The organism is Nitrospirillum amazonense (assembly GCF_007828035.1).
GTDB lineage: Bacteria > Pseudomonadota > Alphaproteobacteria > Azospirillales > Azospirillaceae > Nitrospirillum > Nitrospirillum amazonense.
This window is the reverse complement of the sequence record NZ_VITV01000004.1, coordinates 525839-544762: the sequence shown is the minus strand read 5'-3', so window position 1 is coordinate 544762 and position 18924 is coordinate 525839. Positions and strand designations below refer to the sequence as shown.

At 68.4% G+C, this 18924-nt stretch carries 18 protein-coding genes; 6 read left to right on the top strand and 12 right to left on the bottom strand.

Annotated elements, in window-relative coordinates; all coding sequences use genetic code 11:
- Positions 1-59 precede the first annotated feature (59 nt).
- Positions 60-779 carry a ribonuclease PH gene (rph, locus tag FBZ87_RS14050; RefSeq protein WP_145610899.1) on the bottom strand — a complete coding sequence of 240 codons (720 nt, stop codon included), beginning with the start codon at positions 777-779 and terminating at the stop codon, positions 60-62.
- A gap of 174 nt (positions 780-953) precedes the next feature.
- Between rph and hrcA the strand changes: the two genes are divergently transcribed.
- Positions 954-1988, top strand: coding sequence for a heat-inducible transcriptional repressor HrcA (hrcA, locus tag FBZ87_RS14045; protein ID WP_145610898.1), 1035 nt, complete (start codon positions 954-956; stop codon positions 1986-1988).
- A 162-nt stretch (positions 1989-2150) separates the two neighbouring features.
- Positions 2151-2723: a nucleotide exchange factor GrpE gene (gene grpE / locus FBZ87_RS14040; protein WP_145610897.1), complete on the top strand. Its 573-nt coding sequence runs from the start codon at positions 2151-2153 to the stop codon at positions 2721-2723.
- Positions 2724-2884: 161 nt separating this feature from the next.
- On the opposite strand, the gene FBZ87_RS14035 is transcribed toward grpE, so the two are convergent.
- The 9 genes from FBZ87_RS14035 to FBZ87_RS13995 all read right to left on the bottom strand — a co-directional run bounded on the left by FBZ87_RS14035 (position 2885) and on the right by FBZ87_RS13995 (position 11853).
- Positions 2885-5356 carry a sensor histidine kinase gene (locus FBZ87_RS14035; protein ID WP_145610896.1) on the bottom strand — a complete coding sequence of 824 codons (2472 nt, stop codon included), beginning with the start codon at positions 5354-5356 and terminating at the stop codon, positions 2885-2887.
- A gap of 182 nt (positions 5357-5538) precedes the next feature.
- The gene (gene ahcY / locus FBZ87_RS14030) at positions 5539-6834 is read right to left on the bottom strand and encodes an adenosylhomocysteinase (RefSeq protein ID WP_145610895.1); all 1296 of its coding nucleotides are present in this window, start codon (positions 6832-6834) and stop codon (positions 5539-5541) included.
- Positions 6835-7014: 180 nt separating this feature from the next.
- Positions 7015-7455 (bottom strand): type II toxin-antitoxin system VapC family toxin, encoded by a 441-nt coding sequence (locus FBZ87_RS14025; RefSeq protein WP_145610894.1) that lies wholly within the window; start codon positions 7453-7455, stop codon positions 7015-7017.
- Positions 7452-7745, bottom strand: a complete 294-nt coding sequence (locus FBZ87_RS14020) for a FitA-like ribbon-helix-helix domain-containing protein (protein WP_145610893.1) — start codon at positions 7743-7745, stop codon at positions 7452-7454. Before FBZ87_RS14020 ends, FBZ87_RS14025 begins: the two co-directional genes overlap by 4 nt.
- A gap of 227 nt (positions 7746-7972) precedes the next feature.
- On the bottom strand, positions 7973-9766 hold the full coding sequence (ptsP, locus tag FBZ87_RS14015) for a phosphoenolpyruvate--protein phosphotransferase (RefSeq protein ID WP_145610892.1): 1794 nt from the start codon (positions 9764-9766) through the stop codon (positions 7973-7975).
- A 7-nt stretch (positions 9767-9773) separates the two neighbouring features.
- Positions 9774-10076: an HPr family phosphocarrier protein gene (locus FBZ87_RS14010; protein ID WP_145610891.1), complete on the bottom strand. Its 303-nt coding sequence runs from the start codon at positions 10074-10076 to the stop codon at positions 9774-9776.
- A 3-nt stretch (positions 10077-10079) separates the two neighbouring features.
- The gene (locus tag FBZ87_RS14005; protein WP_088872337.1) at positions 10080-10481 is read right to left on the bottom strand and encodes a PTS sugar transporter subunit IIA; all 402 of its coding nucleotides are present in this window, start codon (positions 10479-10481) and stop codon (positions 10080-10082) included.
- Positions 10478-11392 (bottom strand): RNase adapter RapZ, encoded by a 915-nt coding sequence (rapZ, locus tag FBZ87_RS14000; protein ID WP_145610890.1) that lies wholly within the window; start codon positions 11390-11392, stop codon positions 10478-10480. Before rapZ ends, FBZ87_RS14005 begins: the two co-directional genes overlap by 4 nt.
- Positions 11389-11853, bottom strand: coding sequence for an HPr kinase/phosphorylase (locus FBZ87_RS13995; RefSeq protein WP_145610889.1), 465 nt, complete (start codon positions 11851-11853; stop codon positions 11389-11391). The genes rapZ and FBZ87_RS13995 overlap by 4 nt, the downstream gene beginning before the upstream one ends.
- Positions 11854-12357: 504 nt before the next feature.
- Here FBZ87_RS13995 and FBZ87_RS13990 point away from each other — a divergent pair.
- From FBZ87_RS13990 to katG, 4 genes are all read left to right on the top strand, one after another.
- On the top strand, positions 12358-13449 hold the full coding sequence (locus FBZ87_RS13990; RefSeq protein WP_145610888.1) for a patatin-like phospholipase family protein: 1092 nt from the start codon (positions 12358-12360) through the stop codon (positions 13447-13449).
- A gap of 63 nt (positions 13450-13512) precedes the next feature.
- Complete coding sequence (locus tag FBZ87_RS13985) at positions 13513-13740, top strand: hypothetical protein (protein WP_004274531.1); 228 nt, start codon at positions 13513-13515, stop codon at positions 13738-13740.
- Between the two features lie 240 nt (positions 13741-13980).
- Entirely contained in the window at positions 13981-14868 is an 888-nt protein-coding gene (locus FBZ87_RS13980) for a hydrogen peroxide-inducible genes activator (protein WP_145610887.1), read from the top strand.
- A 228-nt stretch (positions 14869-15096) separates the two neighbouring features.
- The gene (katG, locus tag FBZ87_RS13975; protein WP_145610886.1) at positions 15097-17340 is read left to right on the top strand and encodes a catalase/peroxidase HPI; all 2244 of its coding nucleotides are present in this window, start codon (positions 15097-15099) and stop codon (positions 17338-17340) included.
- Positions 17341-17409: 69 nt separating this feature from the next.
- Here katG and FBZ87_RS13970 read toward each other — a convergent pair whose 3' ends face one another.
- Positions 17410-18051, bottom strand: coding sequence for a phosphoribosylanthranilate isomerase (locus FBZ87_RS13970; RefSeq protein WP_145610885.1), 642 nt, complete (start codon positions 18049-18051; stop codon positions 17410-17412).
- Between the two features lie 127 nt (positions 18052-18178).
- Positions 18179-18898, bottom strand: coding sequence for an orotidine-5'-phosphate decarboxylase (gene pyrF / locus FBZ87_RS13965; protein ID WP_145610884.1), 720 nt, complete (start codon positions 18896-18898; stop codon positions 18179-18181).
- Between the last annotated feature and the right edge of the window lie 26 nt (positions 18899-18924).

Below are 18924 nucleotides of genomic sequence, written 5' to 3'. Positions count from 1 at the left end.
GGCCTAGGGGCTTGACTGTGACGCCAAGCCCCTAGGGAACTCATCTGGGTTTGCTGCGGTCAGAGCCCCAGGGCCGTCTTCTGCAGGGCGGTCATCTGGGTGATGCCGTGGCGGGCCAGGCGCAGCAGCTCGTTGAACTGCGCCTCGTCGAAGGGGCGTTCCTCGGCCGTGCCCTGGATTTCCACGATGCCACCGGCGCCGGTCAGGACGAAGTTGGCGTCGGCCTGGGCGTTGCTGTCCTCGGCATAGTCCAGGTCCAGCACGGCCTGGCCGTTGTAGATGCCGCAGGAGATGGCGGCCACGCTGTCGATCAGGGGGATCTGCTTCAGCACGCCGATGCGCATCAGGTGGGTGAAGGCCTGGTGCAGGGCGACGTAGCTGCCGGTGATGGCGGCGGTGCGGGTGCCGCCGTCGGCCTGCAGCACATCGCAGTCGATCTTCACCTGGATTTCGCCCATGGCCTTGCGATCGGTGACGGCGCGCAGCGCGCGGCCGATCAGGCGCTGGATTTCCTGGGTGCGGCCGGACTGCTTGCCCTTGGCGGCCTCACGGTCGGTGCGGCTGTGGGTGGCGCGGGGCAGCATGCCGTATTCCGCCGTTACCCAGCCCAGGCCCTGGCCGCGCAGGAAGGGCGGCACCTTTTCCTCGACACTGGCCGTGCACAGCACGTGGGTGTCGCCGAAGCGCACGAGGCAGGAGCCTTCGGCGTACTTGGCGAAGCCGGTCTCAAGCGAGACGGCGCGGAGCTGGTCGGCGGCGCGGCCGGAGGGGCGGGTCATGGCGGGGCGGTCCCGTAGCTGTCATAGGGTGTTTTGAAGGCCCTACCTAGCGACGGAACCATCGCCCTGTCCACCCCGGATGTGGCGGGCGGCCCCGGCGATGATTGATAACACCGCCGTCCATCATTAGATTTAAGGGCATCCCTCCCCATCCATCAGGCCCCACCCCCAGGCATGATCACCGAGCTGAACCAGCGCTCCCGCGACATCTTCCGCCAGATCGTGGAAGCCTATGTCGAAACCGGGGAGCCTGTGGGCAGCCGCACCCTGTCGCGCCGCCTGGGCATCGCGCTGTCGCCCGCCACCATCCGCAACGTCATGGCGGACCTGGAGGAGCTGGGCCTGCTGAAGGCGCCGCATACCTCCGCCGGGCGCGTGCCGACGGACGTGGGCCTGCGCCTGTTCGTCAACGGCCTGCTGGAGGTGGGCGACCTGTCGGATGACGAGCGGGAGAGCATCGACGCCCAGTGCGCCGCCTCCGGCCGGTCCCTGCCCGAGGCGCTGGAGGAGGCGACGACCATGCTGTCGGGCCTGTCGTCCTGCGCCGGGCTGGTCATGGCGCCCAAGACCGACCGCCCGCTGAAACATATCGAGTTCGTGAACCTGCAGCCCGGCCGCGCCCTGGTGGTGCTGGTGACGGAGGACGGCCTGGTGGAGAACCGGGTGGTGGAGGTGCCCATGGGCATCCCCTCCTCCGTCCTGCAGATGGCCAGCAACTACCTGAACGCCCGCGTGGTGGGCCGCACCCTGGCCGAGGCCCGCACCCGGCTGCAGGCCGAGGCGGAAGAGCAGCGCACCCAGCTGGACGAACTGACCCGCCGGGTGGTGGACACCGGCATGGCCACCTGGGCCGGCAGCCGCAACAGCGGCGTGCTGATCGTGCGCGGCCAGGCCAAGCTGCTGGACGACGTCAGCGCCCTGTCGGACCTGGAACGCATCCGCAGCCTGTTCGAGGCGCTGGAGACGCGCGACGCCATGATGCGCCTGCTGGAGGCCACCGGCCAGGCGGAGGGCGTGCAGATCTTCATCGGCGCCGAGAACAATCTGTTCAGCCATGCCGGCTGCTCCCTGATCGTCTCGCCCTACACCAACGGCAAGGACCAGATCGTGGGCGCCATCGGCGTCATCGGGCCCACGCGCATCAACTACGCCCGCATCATCCCCATGGTGGACTACACCGCCAAGGTCATCAGCCGGATGATCGGGTAGACCGGTCGACCGTCGGCCGAACAATTCGGCCCACCCGCGCTTTATTCCTGGCCGGATCCCCGCATCGCCTCTGGCGCGGCGGGCGCGGGATGCCTATCTTCTGCCCGTTCCGGCGGTGGTGAGCCGCCGTTGTTCCGCACCCTTTTTGAGACTGCCGCTAAGATGACCGATAACAACGAGACGACCACCGCCCCCGAAACCGACGCCGCCCCCCAGCAGCAAGCGCCGGCATCCTCGGACGCCGTCGCCGCGCTGGAAGCCGAGGTCGCGTCCCTGAAGGACCAGCTGCTGCGCAGCATGGCCGAGGCGGAGAACACCCGCCGCCGCGCCCAGAAGGAGCGTGAGGACACCGCCAAGTACGCCGTGTCCGGCTTCGCCAAGGAACTGCTGGCCGTGGCCGACAACCTGCGCCGCGCCATCGAGGCCGTCCCGGCCGAGACCCGCGCCGGCAACGACCAGGTCAACACCCTGCTGACCGGCGTGGAGGCGACGGAGCGCCAGTTGATCGCCGCCTTCGACCGCGCCGGCATCGTGAAACTGGAACCCATGGGCCAGCCCTTCGACCCCAACTTCCACCAGGTGGTGGCCGAGGTCGACGGCACGGACAAGCCCGCCGGCACCGTCGTCACCATCCTGCAGCCCGGCTACACCATCCAGGGCCGCCTGCTGCGCGAGGCCATGGTCTGCGTCGCCAAGGCCGGCGCCAACCCCGGCAAGGTGGATACCAGCGCGTAATTCCGGAAATCGCGTCTTGAAGCACCACAAGCCTGGCCCTTCTGGGCCAGGCTTTAGGACGCGACCGCGTCCGCCGCAGGTTTTCGGGGAGCGGCAGCGGACTGAAAACCGAGGACAGCCAAAGGCCCGTATGGGCCTGCCGGCGCTTGAGGAACATCACTCTAAACCGCCATTACGGCATTCTGCCGTAATGGCAGATGACACTGGATCAGCGTGCCCTGGTCGCTGTCGCTGATCTCCACATGGCCGCCGTGCAGCTCGACGAAGCTTTTCACCAATGACAGGCCCAGGCCGGCGCCGGCGGGATGGTTCTGCACCTCGCCGCGCTCGAACTTGTTGAAAACGCGCTGGCGGTCGGCGGCGGGAATGCCGATGCCGGTGTCGCTGACCGACAGCACCATCTCCGGCCCCCCCTCCCCCATCTGGCGCCTGGCCGACAGGGTGACCTGGCCGCCGGGCGGCGTGAACTTCACGGCGTTGCTGACCAGGTTGTACAGCGCCTGCTTCAGCCGGCGCTCGTCGGCGTCGAGGTTGCCGATGTCGGACGGCACCTGCACCAGCAGGGTCACGTCCTGCTTGCGCGCCCAGTCCAGGGTCAAGCCCGACACCGCCTCCAGCAGCTGGCCGACATCCACGGGAGAGCGGTCCAGGGTCATGAAGCCGGCCTCAATGGTGGCCAAATCCAGAATGTCGTTGATCAGGGCCAGCAGGCGGCGGCTGGCCTCCAGCACGCCCTTGGTGTAGTCCGCCTGGCGTTCATTGAGTGCGCCGAAATACTGGTTATTGAGGATTTCGGCGAAGCCCATGATGGCGTTCAGGGGCGTGCGCAGCTGGTAGGAGACATTGGCGATGAATTCCGATTTCAGGCGGTCGGCGGTCGCCAGCGCCTCATTGCTGGCGCGCAGCGCCTCTTCCACCCGCACGCTGTCGGTGATGTCCAGCACGCTGATCAGCACGGCGCCATCGGGCAGCGGCACGTTGGACACGTCGACGATGGACCGGTCGGTGCGTTCCAGCCGGCCGGCGTAGCTGGACCGTTCCAGGAGATCGGCGATCATGGTGCGCCGGCGGGCCGGCCAGTCGCCGTCGTGGTCCAGCAGGGGTTGCAGCTTGTCGATCACCTGGGTGATGTGCGGCTCACCGTTCAGGTCCGGTCCCTTCAGCCGCCAGATGCGGGCGAAGGAGGGGTTCCACAGCTTCAGCCGGCCGTCGCCGCCGAACACGGCCACCCCTTCCGCCAAATTGTCCAGCGTCTCCTGCTGCACGGCCATCAGGGTGTTGTAGGACGATTCCAGGGCCAGCGCGTTGGTCACATCCTCCAGCACGAACATCAGGCCGCCGAAGGGGTGGGGGACGGCGATGGTGCGCAGGGTGGTGCCGTCCGGCAGGTGGGTCAGGTCCTCGCGCGGCTCCGTCAGGTTGGTGAACTGGGCCAGCTGCGCGCGCTTCCACCGGGGAAAGTCCACCTCCTCCTGCAGGCGCCGGCGGCTGCGCAAATCCTCCAGCACCTCGCCATAGCTGGGCTCGGTCTCCAGCCAGCTCTCGTCCAGGCCCCACAGCCGGGCGTAGGAGCGGTTGTGGAACTTCAGCTTGGTGTCGGCGCCGTAGATGGCGATGGCGGAGCCCAGGTGCTCCAGCACGTCGGCATGGGCAGCGATGTGGCGCTCAAGCTCCGACGACAATTCCTGCTCGCGGGTGGTATCCAGCGCGTGGCCCAGCAGCGCGACGCCCCCCTCCAGCGGCATCTCCAGGGGCGTTTCCGTCAGGCGCAGCAACTGGCGCTGGCCGGCGACGATGACATAGCGGCTTTCCCAGGCCGGCTCCCGGCCCGACAGGGCGCGGGCGGCGAGTGACTGGCCGGCGCCGGGACCGGTGACCAGCTCCACGCCCTGCGCCACCACCTCGTCCGGCGGCACGCCGACCGCCGTGCCGTAGGCCTGGTTGCACCAGGCCAGCGCCCCATCGGCACGCCGCATCCACAGGGGGAAGGGCAGCAGGTCCAGGGCGGCGCGGAACTGGGCCAAGCCCTCCTCCGCCACTTGGCGGCGCCGCTCCTGAGCCTTGGCGTCCGCCGTGGCGGCGGTGACATCGCGCAGCCACAGCACGCTGAGCGCCGCCGGTGGGTCGCCCCCGTCGCCGGGGGTGACGGGCGGCGCCACCCGGCGGCCGATCGCCAGCAGGCTGCGGCGGCCCTGATGGCAGGCCAGCTGGCGGGTGAAGGGGGTGCCACCGGTGTCCAAAGCGCGCAGCGCCTGACGCAAAGCCTCGTCATCCGGCGTGGTGAAGGCCTGCGTGATCTCATCCGGGCGGCTGCCAGGCTGCGGGTCGGGGATGCCCAGCCAGGCGCCGGCGCTGGCGCTGGCGCCGATGACGCGACCGTCCTGCCAGGCCACCCATTCGTCAGGGCAACCGGCCAGCAAGGCGTCGGCCCGCACCGCCTGGGCCTCGACCCGGGCGCGCTGGCGGGTAAGGCGCGTCAGGCAGATACCCACCACCACCAGGCTGGCGGCCGACCCCGCCAGCACCAGGGGCAGCGGCAGGTCGGGAAATCCCAGGCGCAGGCACGGGATCCCGGGCGCGGCCAGGGCGGCGACAGTCAGCGCTAGAGGCAGGGTGGTGGCGTTCTTCGGCATGACGCGCGAATCTTAGTTAATGACGGGGTAGGTGCCAAGCCAACGGAAGGCTACGTTTTCGCGGCAAACCTTTGGGAATCCAAACAGTGATGCCCGCTATCGCGTTCCGCCAAAGGAAAAGGCCGAGCGCGACGGCCCGGCCTTCCCCTGAAACCGCTGGGACCGGGGCCCCCGCGTTCTTCTCAATACCGGTAGTGATCCGGCTTGAACGGGCCCTGCGGGCTGACGGCGATGTACTCCGCCTGCTTGTCGGTCAAGGTCGTCAGATTGGCGCCGATCTTGGCCAGGTGCAGGCGGGCCACCTTCTCGTCCAGGTGCTTGGGCAGCACATAGACCTTGTTCTCGTACTTGTCGGCGTTGTTCCACAGCTCGATCTGGGCCAGCACCTGGTTGGTGAAGCTGGCGGACATGACGAAGCTGGGGTGGCCGGTGGCGCAGCCCAGGTTCACCAGGCGGCCTTTGGCCAGGACGATCAGGCGCTTGCCGTCGGGGAACACCACCTCGTCCACCTGCGGCTTCACCTCTTCCCACACGTAGTTGCGCAGGGCGTCGATCTGGATTTCGCTGTCGAAGTGGCCGATGTTGCAGACGATGGCCCGGTCCTTCATCTCACGCATGTGGTCCAGCGTGATGACGTCGACGTTGCCGGTGGCGGTGACGAAGATGTCGCCCAGGGGGGCGGCCTGTTCCATCGTGACGACCTGATAGCCTTCCATGGCGGCCTGCAGGGCGTTGATGGGGTCGATCTCGGTCACCATGACGCGGGCGCCCTGGCTGCGCAGCGAGGCGGCGGACCCCTTGCCCACATCGCCGTAGCCGCAGACCACTGCCACCTTGCCGGCCATCATGACGTCGGTGGCGCGCTTGATGCCGTCCACCAGGCTCTCGCGGCAGCCGTACAGGTTGTCGAACTTGGACTTCGTGACGCTGTCGTTCACGTTGATGGCCGGAACCTTCAGCGTGCCCTTCTTCATCATCTCATACAGGCGATGCACGCCCGTGGTGGTCTCTTCCGACAGGCCGCGGATGTCCGCCAGCATCTCGGGGTACTTGTCGTGCAGGATCTGGGTGACGTCGCCGCCGTCGTCCAGGATCATGTTGGGGGTCCAGCCGTCGGGGCCGCGCAGCGTCTGCTCGATGCACCACCAGAACTCCTCCTCCGTCTCGCCCTTCCAGGCGAAGACCGGGATGTTGGCGGCGGCGATGGCGGCGGCGGCGTGATCCTGGGTGGAAAAGATGTTGCAAGAGGACCAGCGCACGGTGGCGCCCAGGTCCACCAGCGTCTCGATCAGCACGGCGGTCTGGATGGTCATGTGCAGGCAGCCGACGATGCGGGCGCCTTCCAGCGGCTTCTTGCCCGCATATTCCGTGCGCAGGGCCATCAGGCCCGGCATCTCGGTCTCGGCGATGGTGATTTCCTTGCGACCCCAGCCGGCGAGGCCGATGTCCTGGACTTTGTAATCGGTGAAGGCGGTCATGGGGACGATGCTCCTTTGGTGCCCCGCCGGCGCACGGAGGCGAGCCTGGGCGGCCCGGGCGGGATGATGCGCCAGGGTGTACCAGCGGGCCGCCTCGCCAGCAAGCATAAAGACATCTTTATGTGTGCATTTGTTGGTGAGGCGGTAGCCTCACTAGGCCGCGCCCGCCGCCTGGGGGAACTACCTCAAGAACCGCTCCACCTCATGCACCAGCACCACGCGCCCCGCCAGGCGGCCGCCCAGGGGTCCGCGCACGGACCGCACCAGGGCCGGGTTGGCGGTGACGTAGACCAGCTGCAGGCCCTGGGCCAGGGCCAGGTACAGGCAATCCTGGGCCGGATGGGACAGCTGCGCCGCCAGGCGCACGGCATCGGCCAGCAGCGGGCGTGACGGCATCAGCTCCACCTCCGCCCCTTGCAGGGCCATGGCGGCGGTGGCCGCCTCCACCGCCGTCAGGTCGCCCAGGGCCACCTTGGCGCCCAGCACCTGGGCCAAGTCGCCCATCAGCACGTCGGGCGCCAGCAGGCGGTGGCCCAGCAGGCGGTCGGCCACCGGGCTGGTCGCCTCCGGCACCACCCATTGCAGGGCGACCGAGGCGTCGATGACGAACTGCAGGGTCATGCGCCCTCTCCCTCGCCCGGCATGTCCGACGGAATGGCTTCCGGCAGGGCCGCCCAGGTCTCGGCCCGCGTGGCGGCCATGACGTCGCCGGCGGGGCGGTGGGCGCGGTCGGCCAGGGACTGGCGCAGGGAAGAGGCGAGGGCGCGGAAGTCCTGCGGCTCGTTGGCCAGCGCCTGGCGCAGGATGTCACGGCACTCGGCTTCCATGGAACGGCCGTGACGGGCGGCGCGCAGCTTCAGGCGGCGCACCAGGTCCTCATCCAGGCCACGGACGGTTAGGGCGGTGGGCATCGGGATCCTCCCAGGCAATGCCAGCAATGCTGGCACGCCTGAAGGTGAATCAGAGACCCGAACCCCGTCAAGCGGCTGATTCTCGCCCCCCTCAGCGGCATGAAAACTTAATTCATGCCGCTGTAGGACCCGACCGGGTCCGCCGGAGCCTTTTGGGGAGCCGAAGGCGGACTGAAAGGCGAGGAAGCCAAGCCCGCGGACGCGGGCGCCCGGCGCCTGAGGGAACTTCACGCGGCGGCGTCGTTGAAGTCGTCCAGCAGGGCCGCGATGCGGCCCCGGTCGGTCTGGTCCATGATGGTGCGGGCGCGGCGGGTGGCCTCGATCAGATCCAGCCCGCGCAGGCGGCGCTTCACCAGGGGCAGGTTGTTGGGCGCCATGGACAGCTCGCGAATGCCCAGGCCCAGCAGCAGAGCGGTGTAACGCGGGTCGCCCGCCATCTCACCGCAGATGGACACGGGGATGCGGGCGCGCAGCGCCGCCTCGGTGGTGAACTGCACCAGGCGCAGCACGGCAGGGTGCAGGGGGTCGTACAGGTCAGCCACCTGCTCGTCGCCCCGGTCGATGGCCAGGGTGTACTGGATCAGGTCGTTGGTGCCGATGGCGAAGAAGTCGCAGAAGGGCGCCAGGCCGTCGGCCGACAGGGCGGCGCCCGGTATCTCGATCATGATTCCCAGCTTGGGCAGGGGGTGGGCGATCTTCACCCCCCGGCGGCGCAGACGGCGCACCACCGTGGCCATGATCTCGCGCACCCGCCGCACCTCGGCCACCGAGCTGATCATGGGCAGCAGGATGCGCAGGTTGCCATGGGCCCCGGCGCGCAGCATGGCGGCCAGCTGGGTTTCCAGCAGCTTGGGTTCCTTCAGCGACAGGCGGATGGCGCGCAAGCCCAGGGCGGGGTTCGTGGGCTCGCTGAAATACCCCCGCAGGGCGGTCGCGATCTTCTCCCCGCCGATGTCCAGGGTGCGGGCCGTCACCGGCTTGCCGTCCATGCTGGTGACGATGCGGGTCAGGATCTCCGTCTGCTCATCCTCGTCGGGCAGGTCCTCGCGGTTCATGAACAGGAACTCGGTGCGCAGCAGCCCCACGCCCGACGCCCCCACCTCGATGGCGCCGTCCAGCTCACGCGGCAGTTCCAGGTTGGCGTTCAGGGTGACGGAGGTGCCGTCGCGGGTGATGGCCGGCAGCTTGCGCAGGCTTTTCAGCTGCGCCCGTTCGGCCAGCAGCTCAGCCCGGCGGCGGCGATAGCCGTCCAGCACGTCCGGGCTGGGGTTGACGCAGACCTGGCCGGCGATGCCGTCCACCACCACCGTGTCGCCATTCTGCACGCCCTGCAGCAGGCCCAGGGTGCCCAGCACGGCCGGTAGGCTGAGGGATCGCGCCATGATGGCGGTATGGCCTTCCGGCCCGCCCAGCATGGTGGCGAAGCCGGCGATGCGGCGCGGGTCCATCAGGGCGGTGTCGGCGGGGCTCAAATCCTCCGCCAGGACGATGCAGCCCTCCGGCAGGAAGGAGAAGGCCTGGTACTTGTGCTGCATCAGGTTGCGCAGCAGCCGCTGGCCCACCTCGCGCACATCGGCGATGCGGGCCGCCAGGTAGGCGTCCTCCATATCGGCGAAGCTCTGCGCGATGCTGGTGATTTCCGCCTGGACCGCGGCCTCGGCGTTCACCTTTTCCTGACGGATGCGTTTTTCCACGCCGCGCATGAGGCGGGAGCCCGACAGCATGGCGAAATGGGCGTCCAGCAGGAAGCCGATCTCCTCCGCGGCGCTGTCCGGCAGGCCGGAGGCCTTGGTCTTCAGCTTGCGCACCTGGCGGCGCGCCTTGTCGGCGGCGGTGGCGAAGCGCTGGACCTCTGCCTCCAGCTCGGCCTCGGGAATGGCGTATTCCGGCGCCAGCAGGGCGCTGGCGTCCACCACATGCGCCGGCCCGATGGCGATACCGGAGGAAACCCCCACGCCCCGCAGCAGACGATCGGCCGCCGCCTTCGTCGTGCGGCCCCGGCCAGATGCGCGATCGGCCATTTGCCGTTCAGTCCTCATCGAACTTGCGATCGACCAGGGCGACCAGGGCGTCCAGCGCCTGTTCCCCCTGTGGCCCCCGCGCCCGTAACGTGATGGAGGTGCCGATGGCGGCCGCCAGCATCATCAGGCCCATGATGGACTGCCCGTTGACCTGGGTGTCGCCCCGCTCCACCTCCACCTCGGCATCGAACTCCGCCGCCAGCTTCACGAACTTGGCCGCCGCCCGGGCGTGCAGGCCGCGCCGGTTCTGGATCAGCGCCGTGCGCGACGGGCCGAATTCGCCCGCGTTTCCTTCCCCCCCGCCCGTCATGGCTCAGTTATCCGCCAGCAGGGAGGAGGCGACGTTGATGTACTTACGGCCCGCCTCGCGCGCGGCCTGCACCGCGCTTTCCAGCGACTCGGTCTTGCGCACCGAGGCCAGCTTGATCAGCAGGGGCAGGTTCACGCCGGCGATGACCTCGACCTTGGCGCGGTCCATGGTGCTGATGGCCAGGTTGGACGGCGTGCCGCCGAACATGTCGGTCAGGACCACCACACCGTCGCCGGTGTCGCACTCCGCGACCTTGGCCAGAATATCTTCCCGCCGCTGTTCCATGTCATCTTCCGGCCCGATGCAGACCGCGCGCACTTGTGCCTGTTCCCCCACCACGTGCTGGAGGGCCAGTATGAACTCCTCGGCCAGGCGGCCGTGGGTCACGAGGACCATACCGATCATCGGGTCTCCCTATTGACGACATGCGCGGGCTCCGGGGACACGCCGGACCGGTCCAATTCCCGGTGGGCGACGCCCACCCGGGAGCCCTGGGTTTGCAACCATGCCGCCAGCCGGTTGGCGACAAAGACGGAACGATGGCGGCCCCCGGTGCACCCCACGGCGATGGTGAGGTAGCGCTTGCCCTCGTTCAGGTAGCGGGGCAGCAGGGGGGCCAGCAAGCGGGTGAGGTTGTCGAAGAAGGCGGGGAAGTCGCCATCCTTCTCGATGAAGGCACCCACGGGCGGATCGTTGCCGGTCAGCGGCCGGAGATCGGGAACCCAGTGGGGATTGTCGAGGAAACGGACGTCGAACACCAGGTCGGCCTCACGCGGGACGCCGTGGCGGAACGAGAAGCTGGTCACGAAGACATGCAACGACGGCGCCGTGTCCAACCGGAAATGCCCGCCCAGCAAACGGCGGACATCGTGGATGGAAAGCTGGGTCGTGTCGACCACCACGTCGGCGTTGTCACGCAAGGACCACAGCAGGCCGCGTTCCCGGGCGATGCCGTCGGGCACGGGCCGGTCGGTGGCCAAGGGATGGGGCCGGCGGGTCTCCGTGTAGCGCCGCTGCAGCACCTCGTCGGACGCCTCCATGAACAGCAGGCTGACGGTTCGGCCCGCGGCCTTGCGCAACCGGTCCAGTTCCGCGCCCACGGCATCGGCGGAGAAATCGCGGGTGCGGCTGTCGATGCCGATGGCCAGCGGCCTGTCGCTGGCCTGCTCCACCAGATGGGTCAGCAGCGACAGGCGCAGGTTATCCACCGCCTCGTAGCCCAAATCCTCCAGCGCCTTCAGCGCCGTGGAAAGACCGGCGCCGGACAGGCCGGTGACCACCACCACGGGCGGGCGGGTCATGGGAAGCTCACTCATGCGGCCACCTCGTCGAAGGCGGCGGGGATCAAGGGCGCCCCCGCGGTCAAGGCCGCCAGAGCCAGGCGCAGGGCGGCGGGGGCGGATGCTGCGAAGGGCCACAGGGCCGCGCGGGGCACGTCCACGCCGGCCAGGGTTACGGCGGCGGGGACGGGCAGGCGGGGAACGGCGTCGCGGTCGACCAGATCGACCACCAGGCGCAGAAAGGCCGACGGGGTGGCGGGGGCGGGCAGGATGCCCAGTCCACGCACCTCGATCAAACCAGCCAGACGCTCGGGCGCGGTGGCGGTCAGCAGGGTGCGCGTGGGGTCGGCGGCAAGATCCACCTGGTCGTCGGCCACCAGCAGACCGCCCGCATCCACCAGGCGCAGGGCCAAATCGGATTTGCCCGACCCCGACGGCCCCCGCAGGAGGACGCCGGCACCGCCAACACTGACGCAAGTGGCATGGACGCGGATCATGGTCGAGGGAAGGTGCGACCGATGGCCCCCCCTGTCAATGGCATGACGCGTATGCGCGGCCCCCCCGGACCCGCCTGCCCTAACCATCGCCCCCCGCCTTCCCTTCCAGACCCCGTTGCGATCCCAGCCGTCGCGGCCCCTTCGCCAACCCCCGAAGGCGGATATGGGATACCGATCGCGCGTCGGTTTTAGCAGAAGCGGCCGGTGGGCGCAAAGTCGGGGCGGCACATCGGTTTGGCGGCGCAACATTTCGAGGGGAGATTTGTAACGACGCGTGGCGGCGGACCGCGATAGAGTGCCAAGGTCGGGCCGGCCTTCCGCGCAAACGGCCCGCGCAAACGGCCGGGCGCGGCGCGAATTGCCGCTCTTGGACCTGCGGGGCGCGGCCCCATATCATTGACGCCCCGGGGGCGCCGCAAGGCCGGCCGCCCAGGGGTATCTTCGCGTTCCGGCCGCCGTTCGGTTGCGCCGCATCATGGATCAACCCAGCGACAAGGTCCCCCGATGCCCGACAGCACGCCTCCCCAAAATCCGCCCGGTTCCAACGAGGCCGCCGCCCCCAAGGCGAAGGGGCGCAACGGCCAGCCGCACAAGCGGGTTAACCTGGGCCTGCAGGGCGGTGGGTCGCACGGCGCCTTCACCTGGGGCGTGCTGGATCGTCTGCTGGAGGATGGCCGGCTGGAAGTAGAGGCCATCTCCGGCACCAGCGCCGGCGCCATGAACGCGGTGGTCATGGCCGACGGCTATGGCAAGGACGGGCGCGAAGGAGCCCGCCAGGCGCTGCGCACCTTCTGGACCAAGGTGGGCGAGGCCGGGCGTGGGTCGCCGCTGCAGCGCAGCCTGCTGTCACGCCTGCGCGGCAGCTGGCGGGTGGACGACAGCCCTGGCTATGCCTGGTTCAACATCATGAACATGCTGGTCTCGCCCTATCAGAGCAATCCGCTGGGCATCAACCCGCTGCGCCGCATCCTGGAAGACCTGATCGATTTCGACCAGGTGCGCTTCGCCGCCGGCATCGACCTCTACCTGTCCGCCACCAATGTGGAGACGGGCAAGGTCAAGATCTTCCGCAATCGCGACATCACCGTGGACGCCGTGCTGGCCTCGGCCTGCCTGCCCCAGATGTTCCAGGCGGTGGAGATCAAAGGGGAGTATTATTGGGACGGCGGCTTCATGGGCAACCCGTCGCTGTGGCCCATCGCGTACGAGAACGAGAGCCACGACATCATCGTCGTGCAGATCAACCCGCTGGTGCGCAAGGGCGTGCCCAAGACGCCGTTCGAGATCGCCGACAGGGTGAACGAGATCACCTTCAACGCCTCGCTGATGCGTGAGATGCGGTCCATCCGCTTCGTCTCCCGCCTCATCGACTCCGGCGACCTCACCTCCGACCAGTACAAGGCCCTGCGCATGCACGTCATCGAGAATGACGAGGCCCTGGCCGACATGCACGCCAGCAGCAAGCTGAACGCCGAGCCGGAATTCCTGCAGTACCTGTTCACCAAGGGGCGGGAGACGGCCGACTGTTGGCTGGCCGCCAATTTCGACAAGGTGGGCGTGGAGACCAGCGTCGACATCGTGCAGGATTATTTATGAGGTTTGGGAGGCTGCCCATAAGGCCCCTTGGCCTTCGGCCCAGGCCGGCTATATGATCCCCCCATGGTCGAGACCCGCCCCACCACCTCCCGCCTCGGCGGGCTGATCCCCGACGGTTCGGACCGGCACTCCATCCTGGTGCCGCCGCCGGCGCCCACGCGCGCCGTGCAGAAGGCCAAGCCCGGTAACCGCTGGCCCTCGGCCCGTGAGTTGGCCAGCCTGATGGTCAACGGCATCCTGACCCTGCCCGCGCGCTATCGCCGGGGCATGTTTCTGGACGTGCTTCTCTGAGGTCCCTCAGGCGCCGGGCGCGGCCATCCGGCCGCCTGGCTTATTCCCGATTTCCAGCCCGCTGATGATCCCCGGAAATTTTCGGTCGCCCTCTTCTATGTAAAGGGGCGCGTCCCAGGGATCTTGTGTGGATCTGTCCCGGTGCCACACACTTCGATTGGTTTTGTAATTAGAATAATTCCAATCATGGCGCTTTGGGGTTAAGATGGCGTAGCCACCGTCCCCTTGAAGACGCCACCAATGACTCTGCCCAGCCTCAAGCAACTCCGCTATCTCGTGCACCTGCATGAGCACCGGAATTTCAGCCGGGCGGCCGCGGCGTGCAACGTCACCCAGGCCGCCCTGTCCTCCGGCATCCAAGAGCTGGAGTCCCTGCTGCGCCTGCACCTCGTGGAACGCACGCGGCGCATGGTGGCCTTCACCGCCGTGGGCGAGCAGGTGGTGGAAAAGGCGCGGGAATTGCTGCGGGTGGCGCAGGACCTGGGCAATATCGGCCATGGCGAGGGGCCGCTGGCCGGCATGCTGCGGCTGGGCATCATCCCCACGGTGGGTCCCTATCTGCTGCCCCGCCTGCTGCCCAGGTTCGCCAGCAGCTATCCCCTGCTGGAACTGCATGTGCGGGAGGAGTTCAGCGCCAACCTGTGCGCGGCACTGGGCCATGGGGAACTGGACTGCGCCATCCTGGCCCTGCCCTATCCCTGCACGGCGCTGGACTACGATTTCCTGTTCGATGACCCGCTGATGCTGGCCTTCCATATGGAGGACCCGGTGGGCGGCCTTGCCACGCCGCAGGAGGCCGACTGGACGGAGCGCCTGCTGCTGCTGCCGGACGGGCACTGCCTGCGCGACCATGCCCTGGCGCTCTGCGGCCGCGCCGACCTGCAACGCCAGGCCATGTCCGCCGCCACGCTGCAGACTCTGGTGCATCTGGTGGACAACCGGCTGGGCGTCACCTTGCTGCCGGAAATGGCGGTGCAGGCCGGCCTGCTGCATGGCCTGCACGTGACCACCCGCACCCTGCCGGATCCGGAGGCCAAGCGCCGCATCGTGCTGGCCTGGCGTAGCGGTGCCGCGCTCAGCACCACCTACCAGCGCCTGGCGCAGGCGATCCGCGAGGCACGACACTAGGCAGGCATGTCCAATGCCGAAGAATTGCCGCGCCGCACAAATTATTAACGCCAACGGTCCGCCTTATGTTAATAATTATGCCGCTTATCCATTAGCGGCGTTTTCATTTTTATTTCCTTTATAGATTTTCCCTATAAGAATTATAGAATCAATTAGTTTGTTCCGTGTTTTCCAGCATGTTAGCTGCAGATGCATCCGAGTTCTGACTTTCCCACAAGGGAGACTTCGATGCACACGCGCGCCCTTTCCTTCGCCCTGCTGCTGTCGGCGGCGGTATCGCCGCTGGCTTTGGCCAGCGCCGCCCATGCCCAGGACAAGCCCCAAATGGACAGGCCCCAGCAGGACAAGCCGATGTCCAATCAGGACTGGTGGCCCAACCGCCTGGATCTCAGCCCGCTGCGCCAGAACGAGGCCGCGTCCAACCCCTATGGCGACAAGTTCGACTACGCGGCCGAGTTCAAGAGCCTGGATCTGCAGGCGGTGAAGAAGGACATCGACAAGGTCCTGACCACGCCCCAGGCATGGTGGCCGGCGGACTACGGCAACTATGGCCCCTTCTTCATCCGCATGGCCTGGCACAGCGCCGGCACCTATCGCGTGGGTGACGGGCGCGGCGGCTCCGGCGGCGGGGAGCAGCGGTTCGAGCCGCTGAACAGCTGGCCGGACAACGTCAACCTGGACAAGGCGCGCCGCCTGCTATGGCCCATCAAGCAGAAGTACGGACGCAAGCTGTCCTGGGGTGACCTGATGGTGCTGGCCGGCAACGTCGCGCTGGAGAACATGGGCTTCAAGACCCTGGGCTTCGCCGGCGGCCGCGTCGATGAATGGGAACCCGACCTGGTGTTCTGGGGACCGGAGAAGAAGTGGCTGGACGACCAGCGCTTCGACGGCCAGCACCAGCTGAAGGGCCCCCTGGCCGCCACCCAGATGGGCCTGATCTACGTGAATCCGGAGGGGCCCAACGGCAACCCAGACCCCATCGCCGCCGCCAAGGACATCCGCCAGGCCTTCGGCCGCATGGCCATGGATGACGAGGAGACGGTGGCCCTGATCGCCGGCGGCCACACCTTCGGCAAGGCCCACGGCGCGCATGAGGCCAAGTGCCTGGGCAGCGATCCGGCGGGCGCCGGCATCGAGAAGCAAGGCCTGGGCTGGGAGAACAAGTGCGGCACCGGCAACGGCGCCGACACCGTCAGCAGCGGGCTGGAGGGCGCCTGGTCCGCCAACCCCATCGCCTTCACCACCCAGTACCTGGACAATCTGTTCGGCTTCGACTGGGTGCAGACCAAGAGCCCGGCGGGCGCCATCCAGTGGGAGCCCAAGGACAAGGGCGCCGGCGAGCTGGTGCCGGACGCGCATGATCCGAACAAGCGCCACCCGCCCATGATGTTCACGACGGACCTGTCGCTGAAGATGGATCCGGGCTTCCGTGCCATCGCCCTGCGCTTCCAGAAGAACCCGGATGAATTCGCCGCCGCCTTCGCCCGCGCCTGGTTCAAGCTGACCCACCGCGACATGGGCCCGCGCGCCCGCTACCTGGGCAATGAGGTGCCGAAGGAGGTGTTCAGCTGGCAGGACCCCATCCCGGCCGCCGACTACGCCATGATCGACGCCCAAGACGTGGCGCAGCTGAAGGGTAAGATCCAGGGATCGGGCCTGACCGTGCCGGAACTGGTGCGCACCGCCTGGGCTTCGGCCGCCAGCTTCCGCGGCACCGACATGCGCGGTGGCGCGAACGGCGCCCGCATCCGCCTGGCCCCGGAAAAGGACTGGGCCGTCAACGACCCGGCGGAGCTGAAGAAGGTGCTGGCCAAGCTGGAGGGCATCCAGGCCGACTTCAACCGCGCCGCGAAGGGCGGCAAGAAGGTGTCGCTGGCCGACCTGATCGTGCTGGGCGGCGGCGTGGGCATCGAGCAGGCGGCCAAGCAGGCGGGCTACACCGTCGAGGTGCCGTTCAAGCCCGGCCGCACCGACGCCACCCAGGCGCAGACCGATGTCGCCTCCTTCGCCTACCTGGAACCGGCGGCCGACGGCTTCCGCAACTACTACGGCCCCCACAACCGGCTGTCCCCAGCCGAGGCGCTGGTGGACAAGGCCAACACCCTGACCCTGACGGTGCCGGAGATGACGGTGCTGGTGGGCGGCCTGCGCGCCCTGAACGCCAATGAGGGGCAGTCCAAGACCGGCGTGTTGACCACCCATCCGGGCACGCTGAACAACGAGTTCTTCGTGAACCTGCTGGACATGGGCACCAAATGGACGCCGTCCACCAAGACCCAGGGCGTCTACGAGGGCTATGACCGGGCCAGCGGCGCCCTGAAGTGGACCGCCAGCCCCGTCGACCTGATCTTCGGATCGAACGCGGAGCTGCGCGCGGTGGCGGAGGTCTACGCCAGCGACGACGCGAAGGAGAAGTTCGTGAAGGACTTCGTGGCGGCCTGGAGCAAGACCATGGAACTGGATCGGTTCTGAGGTTTTGGGCCAGTCGATATTGACCCGCCATTCGGGGGCCAGGCATCGCGCCTGGCCCCTTTTTCTCATTCAGGCGCCGCGCACGGCGTCCAGGAAGGCGCGGATGAGGGCGGGGTCCTTGTGGCCCGGCCTGTCCTCCACGCCCGAGGACACGTCCACCGCCTCGGCCCCGCTGACGCGGATGGCCTCGGCCACCGTGTCAGGGGTCAAGCCGCCGGAGAGCATCCAGGGCTTGGACCAGCGCCGGCCGGTCAGCAGGGTCCAATCGAAGGCGACGCCGTTGCCGCCGGGCAGCACCGCGCCTTTCGGCGGCTTGGCGTCGAACAGCAGGATATCGGCCACCGGCTCATAGGCCGAGGCCGCGTCCAGGTCGGCAGCGGTCTCCACCTTCAGCGCCTTCATCACCGGCAGGCGGGTGGCGGCACGGATGGCGGCCACCCGTTCCGGCGTCTCCTCCCCATGCAACTGGATCAGGTCCAGCGGCACCTGGGCCAGGGCCTGGTCCAGGAACTCATCCGTGGGATCGACGAACAGGCCCACGGTGCGCACGCCGGTGGGCACCATGCGCGCCAGCTCCGCCGCCAGGGGCAGCGAGACGTTGCGTGGCGACTTGGCGAAGAACACCAGGCCGATGTAGCGGGCGCCACCGTCAACCGCCGCCCTCAAGGCCTCGGGATGATTGATCCCGCAGATCTTCACCTTGACGGGCATGGTGCGTGCTCCTCAAACGCCGGCGCGGCCCTGCGGCCGCTTGGCTAGTCCTCAGTTTCCAGTCCGCTACGCTCCCCGGAAACTTCCGGCGGCCCCGGTCGGGGCCCAAGAGCAATGCGCTAAATTCTCAGGCCGCCAGCTCGGTGACGATGCGCTGCGCGGCTTGGACGGGGTCCTGGGCGTCGGTGATGGGGCGGCCGATGACCAGGTAGGTGGCGCCGGCCGTCACGGCGGCAGCCGGGGTCATGATGCGCTTCTGGTCGTTGGCCGAGGCCCACACGGGGCGGATGCCCGGCACCATCAGGGTGAAGTCGGGGCCCAGCTGCCGGCGCAGCACGGCGCATTCATTGGGCGAGCAGACGACGCCGTCCATGCCGGCGACATGGGCCAGATCCGCCAGCAGGGCCACTTGGTCCGCCACCGGCCGGTCCACGCCCACCGAGGCCAGGTCTAACAGGCTCATGCTGGTCAGCACGGTGACGCCCAGCAGCTTGGGCCGGGGCACGCCCATCTGGGCCGCCGCGTCGGCGGCGGCGTCCACCGCCGCCCGCATCATGGCGGCCCCGCCCAGGGTGTGCAGGGTGATGAAGGCCGGGGCCAGGGGCATGACGGAGCGGATGGCGCCCGCCACCGTGTTGGGGATGTCGTGCAGCTTCAGGTCCAGGAACAGCGGCATGTCCAGGCCCTCGGTCACGGTGCGGATGCCGTCGGGGCCGGCGGCGCAGAAGAATTCCAGCCCCAGCTTGACGCCGCCGACATGCCCGGCCAGCCGTTGGGCCAGGGCGCGGGCCGCCTTGGGCTCAGGCATATCCAGGGCGACGAAGGTGCGGCGGGCAGGCTGGATCATGGCGGGGCTCGACTCCGGCTATCGAG

Coding starts and splice junctions, on each gene's coding strand:
- FBZ87_RS14035 (WP_145610896.1), bottom strand. CDS start 5,356: ATGCCGAAGAACGCCACCACCCTGCCTCTAGCGCTGACTGTCGCCGCC.
- ahcY (WP_145610895.1), bottom strand. CDS start 6,834: ATGACCGCCTTCACCGATTACAAAGTCCAGGACATCGGCCTCGCCGGC.
- rapZ (WP_145610890.1), bottom strand. CDS start 11,392: ATGAGTGAGCTTCCCATGACCCGCCCGCCCGTGGTGGTGGTCACCGGC.
- rph (WP_145610899.1), bottom strand. CDS start 779: ATGACCCGCCCCTCCGGCCGCGCCGCCGACCAGCTCCGCGCCGTCTCG.
- grpE (WP_145610897.1), top strand. CDS start 2,151: ATGACCGATAACAACGAGACGACCACCGCCCCCGAAACCGACGCCGCC.
- FBZ87_RS13990 (WP_145610888.1), top strand. CDS start 12,358: ATGCCCGACAGCACGCCTCCCCAAAATCCGCCCGGTTCCAACGAGGCC.
- FBZ87_RS13970 (WP_145610885.1), bottom strand. CDS start 18,051: ATGCCCGTCAAGGTGAAGATCTGCGGGATCAATCATCCCGAGGCCTTG.
- katG (WP_145610886.1), top strand. CDS start 15,097: ATGCACACGCGCGCCCTTTCCTTCGCCCTGCTGCTGTCGGCGGCGGTA.
- FBZ87_RS13985 (WP_004274531.1), top strand. CDS start 13,513: ATGGTCGAGACCCGCCCCACCACCTCCCGCCTCGGCGGGCTGATCCCC.
- FBZ87_RS14010 (WP_145610891.1), bottom strand. CDS start 10,076: ATGACGGGCGGGGGGGAAGGAAACGCGGGCGAATTCGGCCCGTCGCGC.
- hrcA (WP_145610898.1), top strand. CDS start 954: ATGATCACCGAGCTGAACCAGCGCTCCCGCGACATCTTCCGCCAGATC.
- FBZ87_RS14025 (WP_145610894.1), bottom strand. CDS start 7,455: ATGACCCTGCAGTTCGTCATCGACGCCTCGGTCGCCCTGCAATGGGTG.
- pyrF (WP_145610884.1), bottom strand. CDS start 18,898: ATGATCCAGCCTGCCCGCCGCACCTTCGTCGCCCTGGATATGCCTGAG.
- ptsP (WP_145610892.1), bottom strand. CDS start 9,766: ATGGCCGATCGCGCATCTGGCCGGGGCCGCACGACGAAGGCGGCGGCC.
- FBZ87_RS14005 (WP_088872337.1), bottom strand. CDS start 10,481: ATGATCGGTATGGTCCTCGTGACCCACGGCCGCCTGGCCGAGGAGTTC.
- FBZ87_RS14020 (WP_145610893.1), bottom strand. CDS start 7,745: ATGCCCACCGCCCTAACCGTCCGTGGCCTGGATGAGGACCTGGTGCGC.
- FBZ87_RS13995 (WP_145610889.1), bottom strand. CDS start 11,853: ATGATCCGCGTCCATGCCACTTGCGTCAGTGTTGGCGGTGCCGGCGTC.
- FBZ87_RS13980 (WP_145610887.1), top strand. CDS start 13,981: ATGACTCTGCCCAGCCTCAAGCAACTCCGCTATCTCGTGCACCTGCAT.